We start from the raw sequence: 17,228 nt of genomic DNA, 5'->3' as shown, positions 1-17,228 counted from the left end.
GGGCTGTAGCGCCCATTTGACAAGCGCAACAAGCTATAAAAATAATAGTTATTGGGGGTGTGTTTCGGCATCAACAAGAGCCGAGAAACTGCCCCGGCGCCAGCCCCACCGTGCGGCGCACCATTGCGCTGAAGGCGCTGGGGCTGTTGTAGCCCAGTTCGGCGGCAATCTGGTTGATGGGCCGGCGGCCCGCGGCCAGGGTCACGGCGCGCGCCAGGATGACCTGCTGGCGCCATTGGGTAAAGGTGCAGCCCAGCTCCTGGCGGAACAGCCGCGCCACGGTGCGCGGGCTGGCGCCGGTGTCGCGCGCCCAGTCGGCCAGGGTTTCGTGGTGCGTGGGGTCGGCCAGCACGGTCTCGCACAGGTGGCGCAGGCGCTTGTCGCGTGGCAGCTCCACGCCCAGGCGCACGCTGTTGGCGCGGCGCAGCTCGTCGAGGATCAGGGCGCTCAGGTGGCGCTCACGGTGCAGGGCCTCGGGTGCCAGCGGGGCGCCGTCGTCGGGCTCGGCCGGCATCTCGCGCACCAGGGCGCGCAGCAGGTCGGAGACCTCCAGCACGCGGCACTGGCGCCAGGGCTCCTCCTGTGCGCGCGCCACGGCCGGGCCGCAGCGCCCGGGCGGCTGGTGGAAGTACAGCGTGCGCAGGTCGGCGTCCTCGACCATGGTCACGGCATGCTCCACGCCGGGCGGAATCCACAGCGCGCGCGAGGGCGGCACGATGTAGGCGCCATGCGGCACCGTCAGGCGAATCACGCCGGTGGTGGAGATCGCCACCTGCGCCCAGGGGTGGCTGTGCGGGCGCACATGGGTGTCGGCCGTCAGCTCGCGGTGCTTGGCGCGCACCGGCCGCGCGCGGCTGGGCACGAACAGGTGGGGCGTGAGCGCCTCCACATAGGACGGCACGCGCACCGGTCTGGGGGGCGGTGGGGCAGGGGTGGCGTCCGGTGCGGGTTGGTTTGGCATGTTTGCGACAGCAATTGGCCGGCTATCGTATATCGGCCGTCGCCGGCATGACTACCATCATGGCCATGACGACCGCTACCCCCACCCTGCGCCAGGACGCGCGCACCATAGGCCTGATCGGCCTGGCGCATGGCTCCTCGCATTTCTTTCACATGCTGCTGCCGCCGCTGTTTCCGTTCCTGATAGCGGATTTCGGCTTCAGCTATTCCGAGCTGGGCCTGCTGCTGTCGGTGTTCTTCGTGGTCTCGGGCACCGGTCAGGCCATGGCCGGCTTTCTGGTGGACAAGGTGGGCGCGCGCCCGGTGCTGTTCGCCGCCCTGGCGTGCTTTGTCGCCGCCGGCCTGGTGGCGGGGACGGCTGGCGGCTACGCCGGCCTGGTGGTCGCGGCGGTGCTGGCCGGTCTGGGTAATGCGCCGTTTCACCCGGTGGACTTCACCATTCTCAACAAGCGCGTGTCGCCCCAGCGCTTGGGCCATGGCTTCTCGGTGCATGGCATCTCGGGCAACCTGGGCTGGGCCACGGCGCCGGTGTTCATGGCCGGCATTGCCACGGCCAGCGGCTCCTGGCGCGTGGCCTGTCTGGCTGGCGCGGCGCTGGCGCTGCTGGTGCTGGCCATCATGGTGTGGAACCGCGACGCACTCGACGACCGCCAGGGCAGTTGGGCGCACCACGGCGCCAAGGGAGCGGCCGCAGTCCCCGAGCACCCCATGGCCTTCCTGAAGCTGCCGGCTGTGTGGCTGTGCTTCTCGTTCTTCTTCTGGAGCACCTGCTCGCTCAGCGCCATCCAGAGCTTTGCCGCCCCGTCGCTGCAGAACATGTATGGCATTCCCCTGTCGCTCACCACCATGGTGGTCACCGGCTACATGCTGTGCGGCGCCATGGGCATGGTGATCGGCGGCTTCCTGGTGGGCCGCGTGGAGCGGCTGGAGAAGACCATCAGCGTCTGCCTGCTGGCCTCGGCCCTGCTGCTCACGCTGGTGGGCCTGGGCGTGCTGCCCGGCATGCTGGCGTTGGCCGTGGCCGCGCTGGCCGGCATGGGCATAGGCATCGCCGGCCCGTCGCGCGACATGCTCATCAAGCGCGCCGCCCCGCCGGGCGCCACCGGGCGCGTCTACGGCACCGTGTACTCGGGCCTGGATCTGGGCTTTTCCATCGCCGCGCCCATTTTTGGCGCCATGCTGGACGCGCAGATGAATTCCAGCATCTTCTACGGCTCGGCGCTGGCCCTGGTGCTGGGCGTGGTGTCGGCGGGCTTTGTGGGGGCGGATGTGGCGGCGCGGTCGCGGCCCGCGGCGGCCGCAGCTTAGTTTTACTATATAAATAGTAGCTTATTGCGCTTTATGTTAGGGCGATGCGGCCGATTTTAATGCCTTGTTTTGCTGTCGCTGGCGGCGGCTGTGGACGCCCAGCCGCGCAGCAATGCCTTTGACGACCCCTTCGTCCAGGCCACGGCCGCCATGCCCGGTTGCCCCGTGCCCGAGGGACCGCTCTACAGCGCGCAGGAGGTGCGCGAGCTGGCTCATGAACGCGCCCAGCATGGCGGCAGCTGCTATCGCTCGGGTCGTTGCCGGTTGCCCAACTCCTACCTGTACGACGCAGAGATCGTCCCGCGCGTGCGCCAGTTCATACGCGAGGACGGGCGCTTCGATGACACCAGCGTCTGGGTGCTGGGCCAGCGGCGCATAGTCACGCTGACGGGCTGCGTGCGCTCGGTGGAGCAGGGCCGCGCGCTGGAACAAGCCGTGGGGCTGGTGGACGACGTGATCGGCGTGGTCAATCTGTTGCATGTTCCGGGTGAGGGGGTGGCGCCGCGCTACCCGCTGGCGCGCCCCTGAGCGCCCGCGTCTACAGTGAGCAGCATGGGCTCCTCGCGCAGCGCGAGGCGGCTGTGGGCGTTGACCATGCGCATGGCGGCGCGGCGGGTGCAGATGGCGTGAAGCAGGCCTTGCCTACAATCGCCGGGCCTTGTGCCACCGCCGGGCCGGGTGGGCGCAAGATCATCCGGCCCCTCTGCTGCTGACCATGCACTTTTACATTCCCGCGCCGCGCATGCCGGCGCGTTACCTTGCCTGCCTGGGCCTGACCATGCTGGGGGCGGTTGCCACCCCGAGCCATGCCGCCAGCCCCATGGTCACCGACGATGCACGCATCGTCGATGCCAGGGCCTGCCAGGTGGAGAGCTGGGCCACGGGCCGCCGGGGCAGTACCGAGTATTCGATGCAGCCGGCCTGCAATATCACCGGCAATCTGGAGCTGGCCCTGGGCAGCACGCGCACCAATGCCCATGGGCACAGCCAGACCACCGATGTGGTGCTGCAGGGCAAGATGGTATTGCGGCCCCTGCAAGCCAATGGCTGGGGCCTGGCCCTGGCGGCCGGCAGCGTGGGCCATCCACAAGCAGCCGCACGACGCGATTGGTACGCCTATGCGCCGGTCAGCTTCTCACTGCGCGATGACGCCTTGCAGGTGCATGCCAATGTCGGCTGGCTGCGCGATGGGGCGGCTCGGCGTGATCGTCTGACCTGGGGCCTGGGGACGGAGATCCAGCTGAGCGCCAGAGCCTGGCTGCTGGCCGAGACCTTTGGCCAGAACCAGGGCCGCCCCATGCATCAGCTGGGGCTGCGCTATTCGCTGGTGCCCGATCGCGTGCAGCTCGATGCCACCTATGGAAATCGCAATGGCACGCACCTGCGCGAGCGTTGGTTTTCCATCGGCCTGCGCCTTTTGACCCCCGCCTTCCTGCCGTAGCGGGAGTAGGGCAGGCAGGCGTCACAGCGTAAAGATCTTCCCTGGATTGAGGATGTTCTGCGGGTCGAGCGCGCGCTTGATCGCGCGCATCATGTCCACCGCGCCGGCGCCGGCCTCGTCCAGCAAAAAGCCCATCTTGTGGATGCCCACGCCATGCTCGCCCGTGCAGGTGCCGCCCATGGCCAGGGCGCGCGTCACCAGTTGGTGGTTGAGCCGCTCGGCGCGTTCGCGTTCGCCGACGTCGTTGGGGTCGATCAGGTAGCCGAAGTGGAAGTTGCCGTCGCCCACATGGCCGACCAGGAAGTAGGGGATGCCGCTGGCGTCGGCCTCGGCCACGGAGTCGAGCAGGCAGTCGGCCAGGCGGCTGATGGGCACGCAGGTGTCGGTACTGATGGCGCGGCAGCCGGGGCGGCTTTGCACCGCGGCAAAGTAGGCGTTGTGCCGCGCCGTCCACAGGCGCGTGCGCTCCTCGGGCGTGCTGGCCCACTCGAAGGCCTGGCCGCCATGCTCGCTGGCCAGTGCCTGCACCGTCTCGGCCTGCTCGCGCACACCGCTGGGCGAGCCGTGGAACTCCATCAGCAGCATCGGCTCCTCGCGCAGATCCAGCTTGCTGTGGGCGTTGACCATGCGCACGCTGTTGGCGTCGATCAGCTCCACGCGAGCGATGGGCACGCCCAGCTGAATGGTCTGTATCACCGTGCGCACCGCGGCCTCGATGCTGGGGAAGGAGCAGATGGCCGCGCTCACCGCCTCGGGCAGCGGGTACAGGCGCAGCGTGACCTCGGTAAAGATGCCCAGCGTGCCCTCGCTGCCCACCATCAGGCGCGTCAGGTCGTAGCCGGCGCTGCTCTTCTTGGCGCGCGTGCCGGTGCGTATCGCCTCGCCGCTGGCCGTCACCACCTCCAGCGCCAGCACGTTCTCGCGCATCGTGCCGTAGCGCACGGCATTCGTGCCGCTGGCGCGCGTGGCGGCCATGCCGCCCATGCTGGCGTCCGCGCCCGGGTCTATGGGGAAGAACAGGCCCCTGTCCTTGATGGCCTCGTTGAGCTGCTTGCGCGTGATGCCGGGCTGCACGGTGACCGTGAGGTCATCGGCATCGATGCTCAGCACGCGGTTCATGCGGTTCACGTCGATGCTGATGCCGCCCTGCACGGCCAGCAGATGGCCTTCGAGCGAGGAGCCGGCGGCGTAGGCGATCACCGGCACGGCGTGCTGCGCGGCCAGGCGCACGGCATCCTGCACGTCCTGCCGGCTCTCGGCAAAGACCACGGCGGCCGGCGGTGGTGCTTCGATGGAGCCCTCGTCGCGTCCATGCTGTGCGCGCACGGCCAGGGCGCTGGAATATTGCGTGCCAAAGCGCTGGGACAACGCATCCAGCAGGGCCTGAGGCACGGGGCGGGCAAGCAGTTGGGTGGTATGGGCGGGGGCGTTCATGGGGCTGCGACGGGCTGGATGGAAGCGCTCATTCTAAAAGTTGAGCCACCGCCCAAGGCGCAGGCAAAAAAAGCCCGCCAAGGCCCTGGAGTACAGCCTTGGCGGGGGAAGGTGCCTGGCGCCTGGCGCTCAGGCAGGGCGCTTCAACGAGGCTTCTGCGCCGCGGGCGCTGCTCCCGATGATGAGCTTGAGCCCGGTGGGTGCGGGGCTGCGGCTGGCCTGGTGCTTGGACTGCGCTGCCGGCGTGGATGAGGTCTGGGCCTGTGCCAACGCACCGCCCATGGTAAGGGCTGCGAACAGCATCACGCTGCGTGCGTCGAACGGGGAGATGGGGCGTCGCTGCTGTGTTGTCGGCATCGATTCGGTCTCCGGCAAGAGTTGAACAGGGCCGCATTGCACCGCAGCAAAAAAGACCAGGCCAGCAATTTTTCCCGCTGTTGCCCTGCTCAACAATTGGTCGGCAGGTGTAACGCACAATCGCCGTTTCGACCCCGAAACTGAAGGAATGCGCCATGGGAAACAGACTGACACAGATCGCCACACGCACCGGTGACGACGGCACCACCGGCCTGGGCGACAACACGCGCGTATCCAAGGCCAGCGGCCGCCCGCACGCCATGGGGGATGTGGATGAGCTGAATTCGCACATCGGCCTGCTGCTGTGCGAGAGCCTGCCAGCCGACATGCGCGAGCTGCTCATCGACGTGCAGCACCAGCTGTTCAACTTAGGGGGCGAGCTGTCCATGCCCGGCTATGAGCTGCTCAAGGACGACGGCCTGCTGCAGCTGGACAACGCCCTGGCGCGCTACAACGCCGAGCTGCCGCGCCTGCAGGAATTCATCCTGCCCGCCGGTACGCGCGCTGCCTGCCAGGCCCATGTCTGCCGCACGGTGGCGCGCCGCGCCGAGCGCGCCGTGGTGGCGCTGCAGGAGGGCGAGGCCATGCGCGCTGCGCCGCGCCAGTACCTGAACCGCCTCTCAGACCTGCTGTTCGTGCTCTCGCGCGTACTCAACCGGCTCGATGCCGGCAGCGAGGTGTACTGGAAGAGCGAGCGCCTGGCGCGGCAGAATGCTACTGAATAAATAGCTGTTGACGCTTGATTGATAAGCGCTGCAGGCCAATTCGCCTGCCTATGCACATATCGCAGAGGCCCCTCACCCCTCCCTCTCCCCAAAGGGGCGAGCGCGACCGGTTGCGCCGGCTTTACTCCCTCTCCCTCTGGGAGAGGGTTGGGGTGAGGGCTCGCGGCACAGTCTGAGGTATGTGCCTAATCAGACCAATTCGACTTGAACCTGACGCAAGCTAGGCCAGCGGCGCAGCCGCTCAGGGGGTTGTTCTTTATTTCGGCGCCAGCACCGCCATGGTGATGCGCGAGACGCAGGTCAGCTGTCCCTCGTCGTTCACCATGTCGATCTGCCAGACCTGGGTGGTCCTGCCGATGTGCACCGGCCGCGCCGTGCCCGTGACCCAGCCGCTGGTGGCGGCGCGCAGGTGGTTGGCGTTGATGTCCAGGCCCACGGCGCGCTGGCCTGCCGGGCAGGAATAGAAGGCGCCCATCGACCCCAGGGTCTCGGCCAGCACCACGCTCACGCCGCCATGCAGCAGGCCATAGGGCTGGCGCGTGCGCTCGTCCACCGGCACCCGGCCGCGCAGAAAGTCATCACCAATCTCGGTGATCTCTATGCCCAGGTGCGCTATGGCTGTGTTGGCATGGGCACTGTGCAGCAGTTCAAGGGTCAGGGGTTTTTTCCAGATCGGCATGGTGCAAGGCAATGTGGGTTGCAAAGCCTGCATCATGCCCACTGTGGTTCGCCCCTGCAGCGCTTAGGCGACAGCCGCCAGCTCGTCCTCGGTGGCGCGCATGCTGCCGGTCTCCAGGCAGCGCTGGTGCCAGCTAAGCGCCTCGCTGAGCAGGTGCGGCGTGTGCTGCGCGCCCTGGCGGCGCGCGCGGTCGAAGTAGTCCTGCAGCATGGGGCGCCAGTCCGGGTGGGCGCATTTGTCGATGATGACCTGCGCGCGCTGGCGCGGCGACAGGCCGCGCAGGTCGGCCAGGCCCTGCTCGGTGACGATGATCTGCGTGTCGTGCTCGGTGTGGTCCACATGCGAGACCATGGGCACGATGCAGCTCACGTCGCCGCCCTTGGCCACCGAGGGCGTGACAAAGAACGACAGGTAGCCGTTGCGCGCGTAGTCGCCCGAGCCGCCTATGCCGTTCATCATGCCGCTGCCCATGATGTGCGTGCTGTTCACGTTGCCGTAGATGTCGGCCTCGATCATGGCGTTCATGGCGATCACGCCCAGGCGGCGCACCAGCTCCGGGTGGTTGCTGATCTCCTGCGGGCGCAGCACGATGCGCTGGCGGTAAAAGTCAATGTTGTCGGTGAAGTCCTTGAGCGCCTCGCGGCTCAGGGATATGGCGGTGGCCGAGGCGGCCGCCATCTTGCCTCGCTTGATCAGCTCCAGCATGCCGTCCTGCAGCACCTCGGTAAAGCCCAGCAAGTCCTCGAACGGGCCGTCCAGCAGCCCGGCCAGCACGGCATTGGCCACATTGCCCACGCCCGACTGCAGCGGCAGCATGGCCTTGGGCAGGCGGCCCAGCTTCACCTCATGCGCCAGAAAGTCGATGATGTGCGCCGCAATCTGGTTGCTGACCGCGTCGGGCCGGGCAAAGGCCGTGTCGCGGTCGCCGTGGTGCGTCTCGACCACGGCGATCACCTTGTTTGGGTCCACGCGCAGATAGGGCTCGCCGATGCGCTCTATCGGCTGCGTCAGGTGGATGGGCTGGCGCCGCGGCGGAATGGCCGTGCCGTAGTAGATGTCATGCATGCCCTCCATCTCCTTCGGGGGCAGGCTGTTGACCTCCAGGATCACCTTGTCGGCAATATCCAGCCAGGTCTTGTTGTTGCCCACGGCGGCCGAGGGGATCAGGCGCCCGTCGGGCAAGATACCCAGCACCTCCACCACCGCCACATCCATGCGGCCCAGAAAGCCGAACCAGGCCTGCTGCGCCACATGCGACAGGTGGATGTCCAGGTAATGCAGCTCGCCGGCGTTGATCTTGTTGCGGCATAGCGGGTCGGACTGGAAAGGCAGGCGCTGGTGCATGCCGCCCACCTTGGCCAGCGCGCCGTCCAGCTCGGGCGCGGTGGAGGCGCCCGTCCACACATTCACCTGAAAGGGCTTGCCCGCCGCATGCTCGGCCGCTATGCGCTGGGCCAGGGCCTGCGGCACCAGCTTGGGGTGGCCCGAGCCGGTGAAGCCGCTCATGCCGACGGTGGCGCCGGCCGGAATCAGCGCCGCGGCATCCGACGCGCTCATGATTTTCTGGGCCAGGCCCGGGTGCTGGATACGGGAAGACATCGTTGGGGACACACACACTCCAGAGAAACAATCGCGGCGCGCGGCATCTGCGGGCGCCTGCGGCCGCTGGTAAGAAAGACAGCAAATTTTAACAGTCATGCAAGGGTTAACCCTTGTCTCCAGAGTGTGGCGAATGGCTGTACGGCCGCTCATGGCATGGCCGTGCAGGCGCTACCATCCCCCATTCATGCCATCGACCTCACTTTGCCCCTCCTGCCGCCAGCCGGCCGACAAGCGCCGCTTTGCCGCCGCCGACGGCAGCATGCTGGAGCTGGATCTGTGCTTTGCCTGCCAGGGCCTGTGGTTCGACCCGCAGGAGAACACGCGCCTGGCGCCGGCCGCCGTGCTGCAGCTCTTCGCGCTGCTGCATGAACACCATGGCGACGCGCACCACCCCCTGTCCGACCGACTGCGCTGCCCGCATTGCCGCAAAGACCTGGTCAAGGGCTACGACCTGGCCCAGGGCGGGCGCTACGTCACCTACCGCTGCGCGGCACGGCACGGGCGCTTCTCCACCTTTGGCTCCTTCATGGTCGAAAAGGGCTTTGTGCGCCACCTCTCCACGCTCGAGATCGAGGCCCTGGCGCGGCGCGTGGGCAGCATCGCCTGCACCAGCTGCGGGGGCACGGTGGACATACGCAACGACCACGCCTGCCCGTACTGCCGGTCGGCCCTGGCACTGCTCGACCCCCAGGCGGTGGACAAGGCCCTGCAGCGCCACGGCCAGGCCGCCAGTCAAGCAGCCAGCCAGGCGGCCAACGGCCAGTCGCCCGAGGCCCTGGCCGACGCCCTGATCGCCCTGGAACGCAACCGCACGCGCGAGGAACGCGAGCGCCAGCGCGAACGTTTCGAGGGCAGGCGGGAGGATCAGTTCGACCTGGTGGCAGCGGGCATAGAGTTCGTGTGGTCGCTGCTGCGGCGCTGAGGCCGGACTTTCTCCCTCTCCCGCTGGCGGGAGAGGGCAGGGGTGAGGGGCTCAAAAAGGGCTCGGCAGCCAATCACCCCTCACCCCCACCCTCTCCCACAGGGGGCGAGGGAGTGAATACCAGTGACAATATCAGGCTCCAGCGCTTATCCATAAAGCGCAAGCAGCTATCTTTTTAGTTAGCCCCCAGCAGTGCCAGTGCCGCCAGCACGTCGTCCCGCGTGCGCCAGCGGCCGAAGGCGCGTTCGTCCTGCGTGCGCACGATGGGGAAGGTGTCCAGCACGTAGGCCGCGTCGTCCGCGCCCAGGCCGTAAAGCCAGAAGAACACTGCGTCCAGCGCCGCCAGGCGGGCGCGGCGCTGTTCCTCGTCCCACGCGATGGGCGGCAGCACCTGACCGGCGGCGTCCACATAGCCCAGGTCGCGCGCGAACGGCGCCAGGTCGTGCGCGGTGTAGGACAGGGCCAGTACCTGGGGGATGACGAAGTCGGCCACCGTGGGCTGGGGGTGGTGGCCGTTCATCAGCCCGGCGGCGCGCATGGCGGCGGCGAAGGGGGCGGGCAGGGGGGCGTCAAAGCGCTCAGGGGCGATGACGGGGAGTTGTTCGACGATGTACCAGTTCAAGTGCGTGGACTGCGTCTTCTGGCGTGCCACATAGTCAAACGCCAGCGCGTTGAAGTTCGCCAACAACAAAGAGGCTTCGCGCGGCCCCATGGCCGGGTCTATCAGCAGGGGCAGTGTGTTGCCCGCGCAGACGCCGGGCACGATGGCGGCAATCATGGTGCGCACATCGGTGGCGCGTGCAATGTCGCGAAAGCCCAGCGCCCATGCGCGGCGCTGCGGCGCGGGCACGGCGTCTGCGTCAATCCAGTACTGCGGCTGCGGGTAGTAAGAGGGGCTGGCCTTGTCGCTGATAGAGCTGCGATCCGAAAGGCTGGCCACCTTGAGGTTTTCTTCGTTCACCGCGACGCTGGCGGCGCGGTGGTCGTACTGGTGCACCATGCGGCCGGCATACAGCGGATACGCCTGCCGCCCGGCGGCATCCACCCAGCGGTTCAGCTCCGCCCGCCGCCAACCGCGCTTCTCCAACTCGCTTTCCTTGAAGAACAAGCGCGAGTCGTTGGTCATGTCAAACATGCGCGCGTACTTCACCGGCCACACCGCCGCATCGGGCTGGGCGCCCGTGCTGGCGCTGCTGCCGCCGTGGCGTACCAGCACCGGGTGCTGCGCGTACAGGCCCAGGGTGATGTCGGCGTCGCGCCGGGCGCGGAAGATGGGCGCCGCGCCGGTGTTGGGGTTGACGCGCGCGAAGTCCTCGGCGGTGAGCACCAGGGTGCGCGCCGGGTCGGCGTCCAGCTCGTCCAGCGAATGCAGGTAGAAGGCGCAGCGCGTCTGCGCAAAGCGGCGCTCATGGCTGCCGAACAGCAGCACGCAGAACTTGAAGCGTGAATCCACGTCGGGAAACAGGCCCTTGCGGTTCTCGAAGTCGAACAGCGCCCCCAGCCGCCCGCTGGCCGAGATGGAGCGGAAGAACTCCGCCGCCCCCTTGTCGGCCGCGATGCCGCTGGGCGTGACCAGGGCCACCAGGCCCTGCGGGTGGGTCAATGCCTGGGCGCGCTCGACGAACAGGCTGTACAGGTTCACGTCGCCCCCGCCCAGCAGCGGGTAGTCGCCCGCGCCCTGCTTGCCGTTGCCCAGCACCCGGGCGTTGGTCTCGGCGCGCGCCACGGCCTGCTGGTAGCTGGCCCACAGGGGCGATTGCTGCTGCTGCAGGCGGGCGATCAGCGCCTTGCGGTCGGCGGCGCGGGCTTGGGCGGCAATCTTCAGGTCGCGCTCGGCAAACCACTCCACCTCCTGTAGCTTGATGCGATCCCAGGGCGGGTTGCCGATGACGGCGTCAAACCCGCCCGGCCCGCCAGCGCCGAACACCGTAGGGAAGGCCGTCCACCAGTGAAAAAAGCTTTCGCCACGCGCAAGCGCGCGCGCCTGCTGCATCAGGTCGTTGGCGGCCTGCACGGCCGCGCCGCTGCCCGGCAACTGGCCCGCGCCCAGCACGGCCACCAGGTTCACGCCGGGGTTGAGTAGTTGGGCAATGCCTTGCAGCCAGGGGTGGGGCTGGCCGTCCACGTTGGGCAGCAGCTTGGCCAGTTTGGCGGCCTTGTCCACGGGCCAGCCGGGGATCAGCCAGCGCAGCGCGCGCCAAAAGTCCAGCACCGCCTGCAATGGCGCCATGTCGGCGGCGGCGGCCTCGGCCAGCTCTTTGGACAGGCGCGCCTCGGCAATGTCCACGTCGGTCAGGTCGGCCACCTGGGCCAGGTTGCGCGCGGCGCGGCCCAGGCGGTCGAACTCGCTTTGCAGCAGCAGCGCGCCCAGCTGCTGCAGGCCGCGCTGCACCGTGGGCAGGCGCTCGCCGTGCAGGCTGTCGCCCACCTGCAGGTGGTGATCCAGAAAGGACAGCGGCGCGCCCACGGTGAAGGTGTGCAGCCACAGCGCGGTCTTGGCCAACTCCACGGCCATGGGGTTCTTGTCCACGCCGAAGATGGCTTTCTTCAGGATCATGCGGCGCACGATGTGGCGGTCGTCCAGCTGCGCGTCGGTCACGGCCCAGCCGCGCTCGCGTGCCTGCGCCTTGATGGCCGCGCGTATGCCGGCCACGCGCTGCAGCACCGGGCTTTGCCAGGGGCGGCCGGCCTCTTGCAGGTGGGCGGCCCAGGGCGCGGCGTTGACCTGGGCGGTGGCCAGGGCGATGGCTTCCAGCACGCGGTCAGCCAGGTCGTCCACCAGCGCCACCAGAAAGTGGCCGCTGCCCATGGCGGGGTCGCAAATCTTCAGCTCCAGAATGGCGCTGGCCGGGTCCTTGGCATCCAGCGCGTCCCAGTCACCGGGGTTCAGCGCGGTCTTTTTGCCCAGCTTGTGGATATGCGCGTCGAAGGCCTCCAGGCGCTCGCGCGCCAGCAGGCCGACGGACTCGCGCAGCACCAGGCGCACCAGGTCGTCGTGCGTGTAGTAGCTGCCCGAGAGCTTGCGCGCAAAGCTGGCGGGCTGGGCGCTGACGCGGTCGATCTCGGGCTTGTCACGATAATCGTCGCGCGCCTGCACCTCGTGCACCAGGGTGTACTCCAGCAGGCGCTCGTAGATGCCGCCCAGGTGGGCCACGGACAGGTCGCGGTAGTTGATCCAGCCCTTCAAGAGGTCTTCGGTGCGGCGCGACAGGGCGTCGATCAAGGGCGCCATGATCTTGTCGGGCACGGTCACGCGTTCGAGCAGCGGGGCGCGGGCGCGGGCGAACAGGCCGCCGTTGTAGGCGGGCATGCCTATGGTGTCGTCGCCCACGTTGATCAGGGTGAAGGCACCGCGCAGGTCGAGCCAGATGCGCGGCACGGTGGCCGAGAAATGCGCGCCGGCGTCGATCTTGCCCTGCACCTCCTGGCGTATGCGGCGCACGCTGTAGGGGGCGTAGCGCTCGTCATGCACGGGCAGCAGGCGCCTGTCCTCGGCGTAGAACAAAAACAGCAGGCGGTAGAGCAGCACCAGCGTGGCCTCGCGCACTTCGTCGAGGTAGGCGGGGGTGAACTGCGGGCGGGTGTAGTGGCCGTAGCCCACCTTGTGGCTTTGCGCCTGCAGGTCCCAGCGCGTGAGCGCGTCGGCCAACTGCGGAAAGACCTCACCAAACACACGCGCGCCCAGGTCTTGCGAGACCCTTTCCTGGTACAGCCGCGCCTCGGCCAGCGCATAGGCGTGCAGGCTGCGGCCGGCGTCGTCCCAGTCCTGCGGCAAAAAGGCGGCGCGCTGGAACAGAAGGTAAAAGAGGCGCAGCGCATGCGCGGGCGCCACCTCGTCCAGCGTGGGCTGCATGCCGGCCAGGCCCAGGGCACAGGCCACGTCCACCTCAAAAAACTCTTCCGAGCGCGAGCGCGCGTCCTGCCAGTACAGGCGCCAGACGCAGCCGTTGGTCAGCATGCCCCATTTCACGGCGCGGTCGCTGACCACGTCGGCGCGGCTGAGATACCGCAGCATTTGCGACGAGGGCGCATCGGGGTCTTGTGCTTCGGTGATGTCGCCGCGATCCAGCGGGCGCAGCCAGCGCTTGGCCTCCAGCAGGGCGATGCCGTGGCGGTAGCGCTGGTCGTCCTTGAGCGGCAGGGCGGCGGCCTTTTTGTCGGCGCTGGCAAACAGCAGCACGTCGGGCACGTCCTCGCGGCGCTTGCCCGACAGGTTCACCTGGGGCAAGAAATCCTCGCCCCAGCCCAGGGCGGTGAGCACCTTGGTGATCACCAGGGCCTCGGTCTGCGCCTCGTTGATGGTGCTGCTGGCGTCCAGCCCCTGGTAGATGTCGCGCAGGACGGCGCAGAAGCCATCAAACGGGGCGCCGTCGAGCTGCTGGAAGGGCGGCGTTTCCAGAATGCCCCGCGCGAGAAAGTCCTGGGAGAAGAGTTGGCCCTGCATGGGGCGTGAGTGTAGGGCCGGGGCTGTTTCAGTCGCGCCGGTTCAGCAGGGCATACAAGGCAATCGCGCCAAAGGTGGCCGTGCCGATTCCGCCCAGGGCGAAGTCGCCAAACTTCAGCGTGAACTCGCCCGTGCCCAAAATCAGCGTGATGGCGGCGACGATCAGGTTCTTGTTCTGCGAAAAGTCCACCCGGTTGTCCACCCAGATCTTGGCGCCGGCAATGGCGATCAGGCCAAACACGACGATGGACACGCCGCCCATCACCGGCAGCGGAATGGCCTGGATCAGCGCGCCGAACTTGGGCGAAAAGCCCAGCAGCACCGCGATCAGCGCCGCGACCAGAAACACGGCGGTGGAGTAAATGCGCGTGGCCGCCATCACGCCGATGTTCTCGGCGTAGGTCGTCACGCCCGTGCCGCCGGCGGCGCCGCTGACCATGGTGGCGATGCCGTCACCGATGAAGGCGCGGCCCATGTACTGGTCGAGGTTCTTGCCGGTCATGGCCGTCACGGCCTTGATGTGGCCCAGGTTCTCGGCCACCAGGATGATGACCACGGGCACGATGAGCAGCATGGCCGGCGCGCTGAACACCGGCGCGTGGAACTGCGGCACGCCCAGCCAGGGCGCGGCCAGCACGCCCGACAGATCCACCGGCTTGCCCCAGCCCAGGCCGTTGGTGAAGGCGGCGTAGGCGATGCTGGCCAGGATCAGCCCGACCAGAATCAACAGGCGCTGCACCATGCCGCGCGTGAACACCGCCACCAGGGCCACGCTGACAAAGGTCAGCGCCTGCATCCAGGCCTCGAAGTTGTTGGCCGCCATGTTCTTGATGGGGATGGCTGCCAGGTTCAGCCCGATCACCGCCACCACCGCGCCGGTGACCACCGGTGGCATGAAGCGCTCTATCCAGCCGGTGCCGACCAGATGCACCACCACGCCCACGGCGGCATACACCGCGCCGCAGGCAATGATGCCGCCCAGCGCCAGGCCAATGTTGGCGTTCGCCCCCTTGCCGGCGTAGGCCGTGGCGGCGATCACCACGCCGATGAAGGCGAACGACGAGCCCAGGTAGCTGGGCACGCGGCCAGCGGTGATCAAAAAGAAGATCAGCGTGCCTATGCCGCTCATGAACACCGCCAGGTTCGGATCGAACCCCATCAGGATGGGCGCCAGCACCGTCGAGCCGAACATGGCGATGACATGCTGCACGCCCATCAGCCCGGTCTGGCCCCAGGGCAGGCGCTCATCGGGGCCGATCACCCCGCCACCCGCCAGCGCCTGCGCCGGGCGCTCGTTCCAGTCAAAAAAACCCATTTATTCGCTCCTGTTGTTTGGGGTGGGGCGATGGTAGAGGGTTTGGCCAGGTTGTGAATTGTTTGAGCCAAAAATGGCTTTGGCGCTTTACAGTCGTGCGCATACAGCTATCAAAACATGAGTTTCAACAGGCCTCGCTTTGGGTGTATCTTTGCGCGCCATCATCCCTTTATGAACGCCAATCCATTCGACACCCGCACCATGCGCTACTTGCTCGCGGTGGCCGAGCTGGGCAGCATGACTGCCGCCGCGGCGCAACTGGGCGTGGCCCAGCCGGCTTTGAGCCAGGCCTTGCGTCGGCTGGAGTCGCAGCTGGGTGTACGCCTGTTCGAGCGCTCGCGCCGTGGTGCCGAGCTCAGCTGCGCGGGGCGGGCGGTGATCGACGATGTGCGCGCCAGCCTGGCCCTGGCGGCATCGGCCGAGCAGCATGCGCGTGCCATCGCGGATGGCAAGAGCGGACAGCTGCACATCGGCTTTGTCACGCATGCCGTGTATGAGGCGCTGCCCGCAGCGCTGAAGCTGCTGCAGGCCGAGTTTGTTGGTACGCGAGTGGTGCTCTCGGAGATGGGCAATGCCGACCTCATGCAGGCCCTGGCCGAGGGGCGCATCGACCTGGCCATGTTGCACACGCCGGTGGCGTTGCAGGGGCGGGTGCGGCAAAAGCTGGTGCGGCGTGATCCGCTGGTGGCGGTGCTGCCGGCGGGCGAGCCCCTGGGCGTGGACGGGCGTGCCTGGCTGGCCGACGTGGCGCGGCTGGGCCTGGTGTGGTTTCCCCAGGCGCAGCTGCCCGCGCTGCGCGCCGGCATCGCCAGCGCGTTTTCACGCGCGGGGCTGGAGCTGCGCGTGGTGCAGGAGGCCAACCGCTCGCTGACCGTGCTGTCCTGCGTGGCGGCCGGTATTGGTGCCTCGCTGCTGCCCCAGTCCGCGGCCGTGCTGCAGCATCGCGGCGTGCAGTTCGTGCCCCTGGCCGACGGTGAGCGCCTGCCGCACTTCGAGCTCAGCGTACTGTGGCAGGCGTCGGGCCGGCCCACGATTGCCAGCCAGCTCGCGGATCGGCTGTAGGTCAATCCAGCGAGATGTTGGCCTGCTTGCCCAGTGCCGTCCACTGGGTGATCTCGGCGCGGCGGTACTGGTCCAACTCCTTGGGCGTGGAGCCAATGACCTCGGCGCCCAGCGCCATCAGCCGTGCCTTCACCTCGCGGTCGGACAGGGCGGCGGCCACGTCCTTGCTGATCTTGTCCACCAGCGCGGGCGGCACGCCAGCGGGGGCAAACAGGGCGTTCCATTCATAGACATCCACACCGCTCACGCCCGCCTCGGTGAAGGTGGGCGTGTCGGGCAGCACCGGCGAGCGCCGCTGGCCGGCCACGGCCACGGGTTTCAGCTTGCCGCTCTGGATGTAGGGCAGGGCCGAGGCCAGGCTGGCGAAGAACACGGGCACGGTGCCGGCCATCACGTCCACCATGGCGGGGCCGCCACCGCGGTAGGCCACATGGGTCATGGGGGTACCGGTTTTCAGCGCAAACAGCTCGCCCGCCAGGTGCTGGGCCGAGCCGTTGCCCGAGGAGGCGAAGTCCACCTTCCCGGGGTTGGCCTTGGCGTAGGCGATGAGCTCCTTGGGCGTGCTCACGGGGAAGTTCGGGTTCACCACCAGCACGCTGGGCACCTTGAGCACCAGCGATACCGGCGCGAAGGCCTTGAGCGTGTCGAACGGCATGCGCTTCTTGAGGGCAGGGTTCTGCGCGTGGTTGGACGCATCCATCATCAGCGTATAGCCGTCGGCGGGGGCGGACAGCACGGCCTGCGCGCCGATGATGCCGCCGCCGCCGGCACGGTTGTCAACGACCACGGACTGCCCCCAGATCTGCGTGAGCTTGGGGCCCAGGATGCGAGCCACCGCGTCCACGGTGCCGCCCGGCGGGTAGGTCACCACCAGGCGCACCGGCTTGTTGGGAAAGCCTGTTGTGGCGTTGGCCTGGGCATGCACGGCCGGCGCAAGGGCCAGGGCCAGGGCAGCGAGGGCGATGGAACGTCGTTGCAT

At 68.0% G+C, this 17,228-nt stretch carries 14 protein-coding genes; 6 read left to right on the top strand and 8 right to left on the bottom strand.

Annotated elements, in window-relative coordinates; translation table 11 throughout:
* Positions 1–70 precede the first annotated feature (70 nt).
* Complete coding sequence (locus tag P4826_RS12670; protein ID WP_317700735.1) at positions 71–961, bottom strand: AraC family transcriptional regulator; 891 nt, start codon at positions 959–961, stop codon at positions 71–73.
* 47 nt (positions 962–1,008) lie between these two features.
* On the opposite strand from P4826_RS12670, the gene P4826_RS12665 reads away from it, so the two are divergent.
* The 3 genes from P4826_RS12665 to P4826_RS12655 all read left to right on the top strand — a co-directional run bounded on the left by P4826_RS12665 (position 1,009) and on the right by P4826_RS12655 (position 3,709).
* Positions 1,009–2,268 (top strand): MFS transporter, encoded by a 1,260-nt coding sequence (locus P4826_RS12665; protein ID WP_317700734.1) that lies wholly within the window; start codon positions 1,009–1,011, stop codon positions 2,266–2,268.
* A gap of 69 nt (positions 2,269–2,337) precedes the next feature.
* Entirely contained in the window at positions 2,338–2,796 is a 459-nt protein-coding gene (locus P4826_RS12660) for a BON domain-containing protein (protein WP_317700733.1), read from the top strand.
* 187 nt (positions 2,797–2,983) lie between these two features.
* On the top strand, positions 2,984–3,709 hold the full coding sequence (locus P4826_RS12655; protein WP_317700732.1) for a hypothetical protein: 726 nt from the start codon (positions 2,984–2,986) through the stop codon (positions 3,707–3,709).
* 21 nt (positions 3,710–3,730) lie between these two features.
* Here the strand turns inward: P4826_RS12655 and P4826_RS12650 are convergent, their stop codons facing one another.
* Complete coding sequence (locus tag P4826_RS12650) at positions 3,731–5,143, bottom strand: FAD-binding oxidoreductase (RefSeq protein ID WP_317700731.1); 1,413 nt, start codon at positions 5,141–5,143, stop codon at positions 3,731–3,733.
* A gap of 129 nt (positions 5,144–5,272) precedes the next feature.
* Positions 5,273–5,500 carry a hypothetical protein gene (locus P4826_RS12645; RefSeq protein WP_317700730.1) on the bottom strand — a complete coding sequence of 76 codons (228 nt, stop codon included), beginning with the start codon at positions 5,498–5,500 and terminating at the stop codon, positions 5,273–5,275.
* Between the two features lie 155 nt (positions 5,501–5,655).
* Between P4826_RS12645 and P4826_RS12640 the strand changes: the two genes are divergently transcribed.
* A complete protein-coding gene (locus tag P4826_RS12640) occupies positions 5,656–6,225 on the top strand; it encodes a cob(I)yrinic acid a,c-diamide adenosyltransferase (protein WP_317700729.1) in 570 nt (189 codons plus the stop codon).
* Between the two features lie 256 nt (positions 6,226–6,481).
* Here the strand turns inward: P4826_RS12640 and P4826_RS12635 are convergent, their stop codons facing one another.
* Both P4826_RS12635 and scpC read right to left on the bottom strand, forming a co-directional pair.
* Positions 6,482–6,904 carry a hotdog fold thioesterase gene (locus P4826_RS12635; RefSeq protein ID WP_317700728.1) on the bottom strand — a complete coding sequence of 141 codons (423 nt, stop codon included), beginning with the start codon at positions 6,902–6,904 and terminating at the stop codon, positions 6,482–6,484.
* Between the two features lie 63 nt (positions 6,905–6,967).
* Positions 6,968–8,503, bottom strand: coding sequence for a succinyl-CoA:acetate CoA-transferase ScpC (gene scpC / locus P4826_RS12630; RefSeq protein WP_317700727.1), 1,536 nt, complete (start codon positions 8,501–8,503; stop codon positions 6,968–6,970).
* A gap of 187 nt (positions 8,504–8,690) precedes the next feature.
* Between scpC and P4826_RS12625 the strand changes: the two genes are divergently transcribed.
* Positions 8,691–9,428: a zf-TFIIB domain-containing protein gene (locus P4826_RS12625; protein WP_317700726.1), complete on the top strand. Its 738-nt coding sequence runs from the start codon at positions 8,691–8,693 to the stop codon at positions 9,426–9,428.
* Between the two features lie 175 nt (positions 9,429–9,603).
* On the opposite strand, the gene P4826_RS12620 is transcribed toward P4826_RS12625, so the two are convergent.
* Together P4826_RS12620 and P4826_RS12615 are read right to left on the bottom strand one after the other, a co-directional pair.
* A complete protein-coding gene (locus P4826_RS12620; RefSeq protein WP_317700725.1) occupies positions 9,604–13,872 on the bottom strand; it encodes an Eco57I restriction-modification methylase domain-containing protein in 4,269 nt (1,422 codons plus the stop codon).
* Positions 13,873–13,900: 28 nt separating this feature from the next.
* The gene (locus tag P4826_RS12615) at positions 13,901–15,187 is read right to left on the bottom strand and encodes a solute carrier family 23 protein (protein ID WP_317700724.1); all 1,287 of its coding nucleotides are present in this window, start codon (positions 15,185–15,187) and stop codon (positions 13,901–13,903) included.
* 171 nt (positions 15,188–15,358) lie between these two features.
* Here P4826_RS12615 and P4826_RS12610 point away from each other — a divergent pair, with 171 nt between their 5' ends.
* Complete coding sequence (locus P4826_RS12610; RefSeq protein WP_317700723.1) at positions 15,359–16,249, top strand: LysR family transcriptional regulator; 891 nt, start codon at positions 15,359–15,361, stop codon at positions 16,247–16,249.
* A gap of 1 nt (position 16,250) precedes the next feature.
* Here the strand turns inward: P4826_RS12610 and P4826_RS12605 are convergent, their stop codons facing one another.
* Positions 16,251–17,228 carry a tripartite tricarboxylate transporter substrate binding protein gene (locus P4826_RS12605; protein ID WP_317700722.1) on the bottom strand — a complete coding sequence of 326 codons (978 nt, stop codon included), beginning with the start codon at positions 17,226–17,228 and terminating at the stop codon, positions 16,251–16,253.

It is taken from the genome of Diaphorobacter limosus (assembly GCF_033100095.1).
Lineage (GTDB): Bacteria > Pseudomonadota > Gammaproteobacteria > Burkholderiales > Burkholderiaceae_C > Alicycliphilus > Alicycliphilus limosus.
This window is presented reverse-complemented; position numbering and strand designations above follow the sequence as displayed.

What these genes read in the sequence shown, in the direction of transcription:
- P4826_RS12635 (WP_317700728.1), bottom strand. Translation starts at nt 6,904, where the DNA reads ATGCCGATCTGGAAAAAACCCCTGACCCTTGAACTGCTGCACAGTGCC.
- P4826_RS12640 (WP_317700729.1), top strand. Translation starts at nt 5,656, where the DNA reads ATGGGAAACAGACTGACACAGATCGCCACACGCACCGGTGACGACGGC.
- P4826_RS12625 (WP_317700726.1), top strand. Translation starts at nt 8,691, where the DNA reads ATGCCATCGACCTCACTTTGCCCCTCCTGCCGCCAGCCGGCCGACAAG.
- P4826_RS12615 (WP_317700724.1), bottom strand. Translation starts at nt 15,187, where the DNA reads ATGGGTTTTTTTGACTGGAACGAGCGCCCGGCGCAGGCGCTGGCGGGT.
- scpC (WP_317700727.1), bottom strand. Translation starts at nt 8,503, where the DNA reads ATGTCTTCCCGTATCCAGCACCCGGGCCTGGCCCAGAAAATCATGAGC.
- P4826_RS12610 (WP_317700723.1), top strand. Translation starts at nt 15,359, where the DNA reads ATGAACGCCAATCCATTCGACACCCGCACCATGCGCTACTTGCTCGCG.
- P4826_RS12650 (WP_317700731.1), bottom strand. Translation starts at nt 5,143, where the DNA reads ATGAACGCCCCCGCCCATACCACCCAACTGCTTGCCCGCCCCGTGCCT.
- P4826_RS12645 (WP_317700730.1), bottom strand. Translation starts at nt 5,500, where the DNA reads ATGCCGACAACACAGCAGCGACGCCCCATCTCCCCGTTCGACGCACGC.
- P4826_RS12620 (WP_317700725.1), bottom strand. Translation starts at nt 13,872, where the DNA reads ATGCAGGGCCAACTCTTCTCCCAGGACTTTCTCGCGCGGGGCATTCTG.
- P4826_RS12655 (WP_317700732.1), top strand. Translation starts at nt 2,984, where the DNA reads ATGCACTTTTACATTCCCGCGCCGCGCATGCCGGCGCGTTACCTTGCC.
- P4826_RS12605 (WP_317700722.1), bottom strand. Translation starts at nt 17,228, where the DNA reads ATGCAACGACGTTCCATCGCCCTCGCTGCCCTGGCCCTGGCCCTTGCG.
- P4826_RS12665 (WP_317700734.1), top strand. Translation starts at nt 1,009, where the DNA reads ATGACTACCATCATGGCCATGACGACCGCTACCCCCACCCTGCGCCAG.
- P4826_RS12670 (WP_317700735.1), bottom strand. Translation starts at nt 961, where the DNA reads ATGCCAAACCAACCCGCACCGGACGCCACCCCTGCCCCACCGCCCCCC.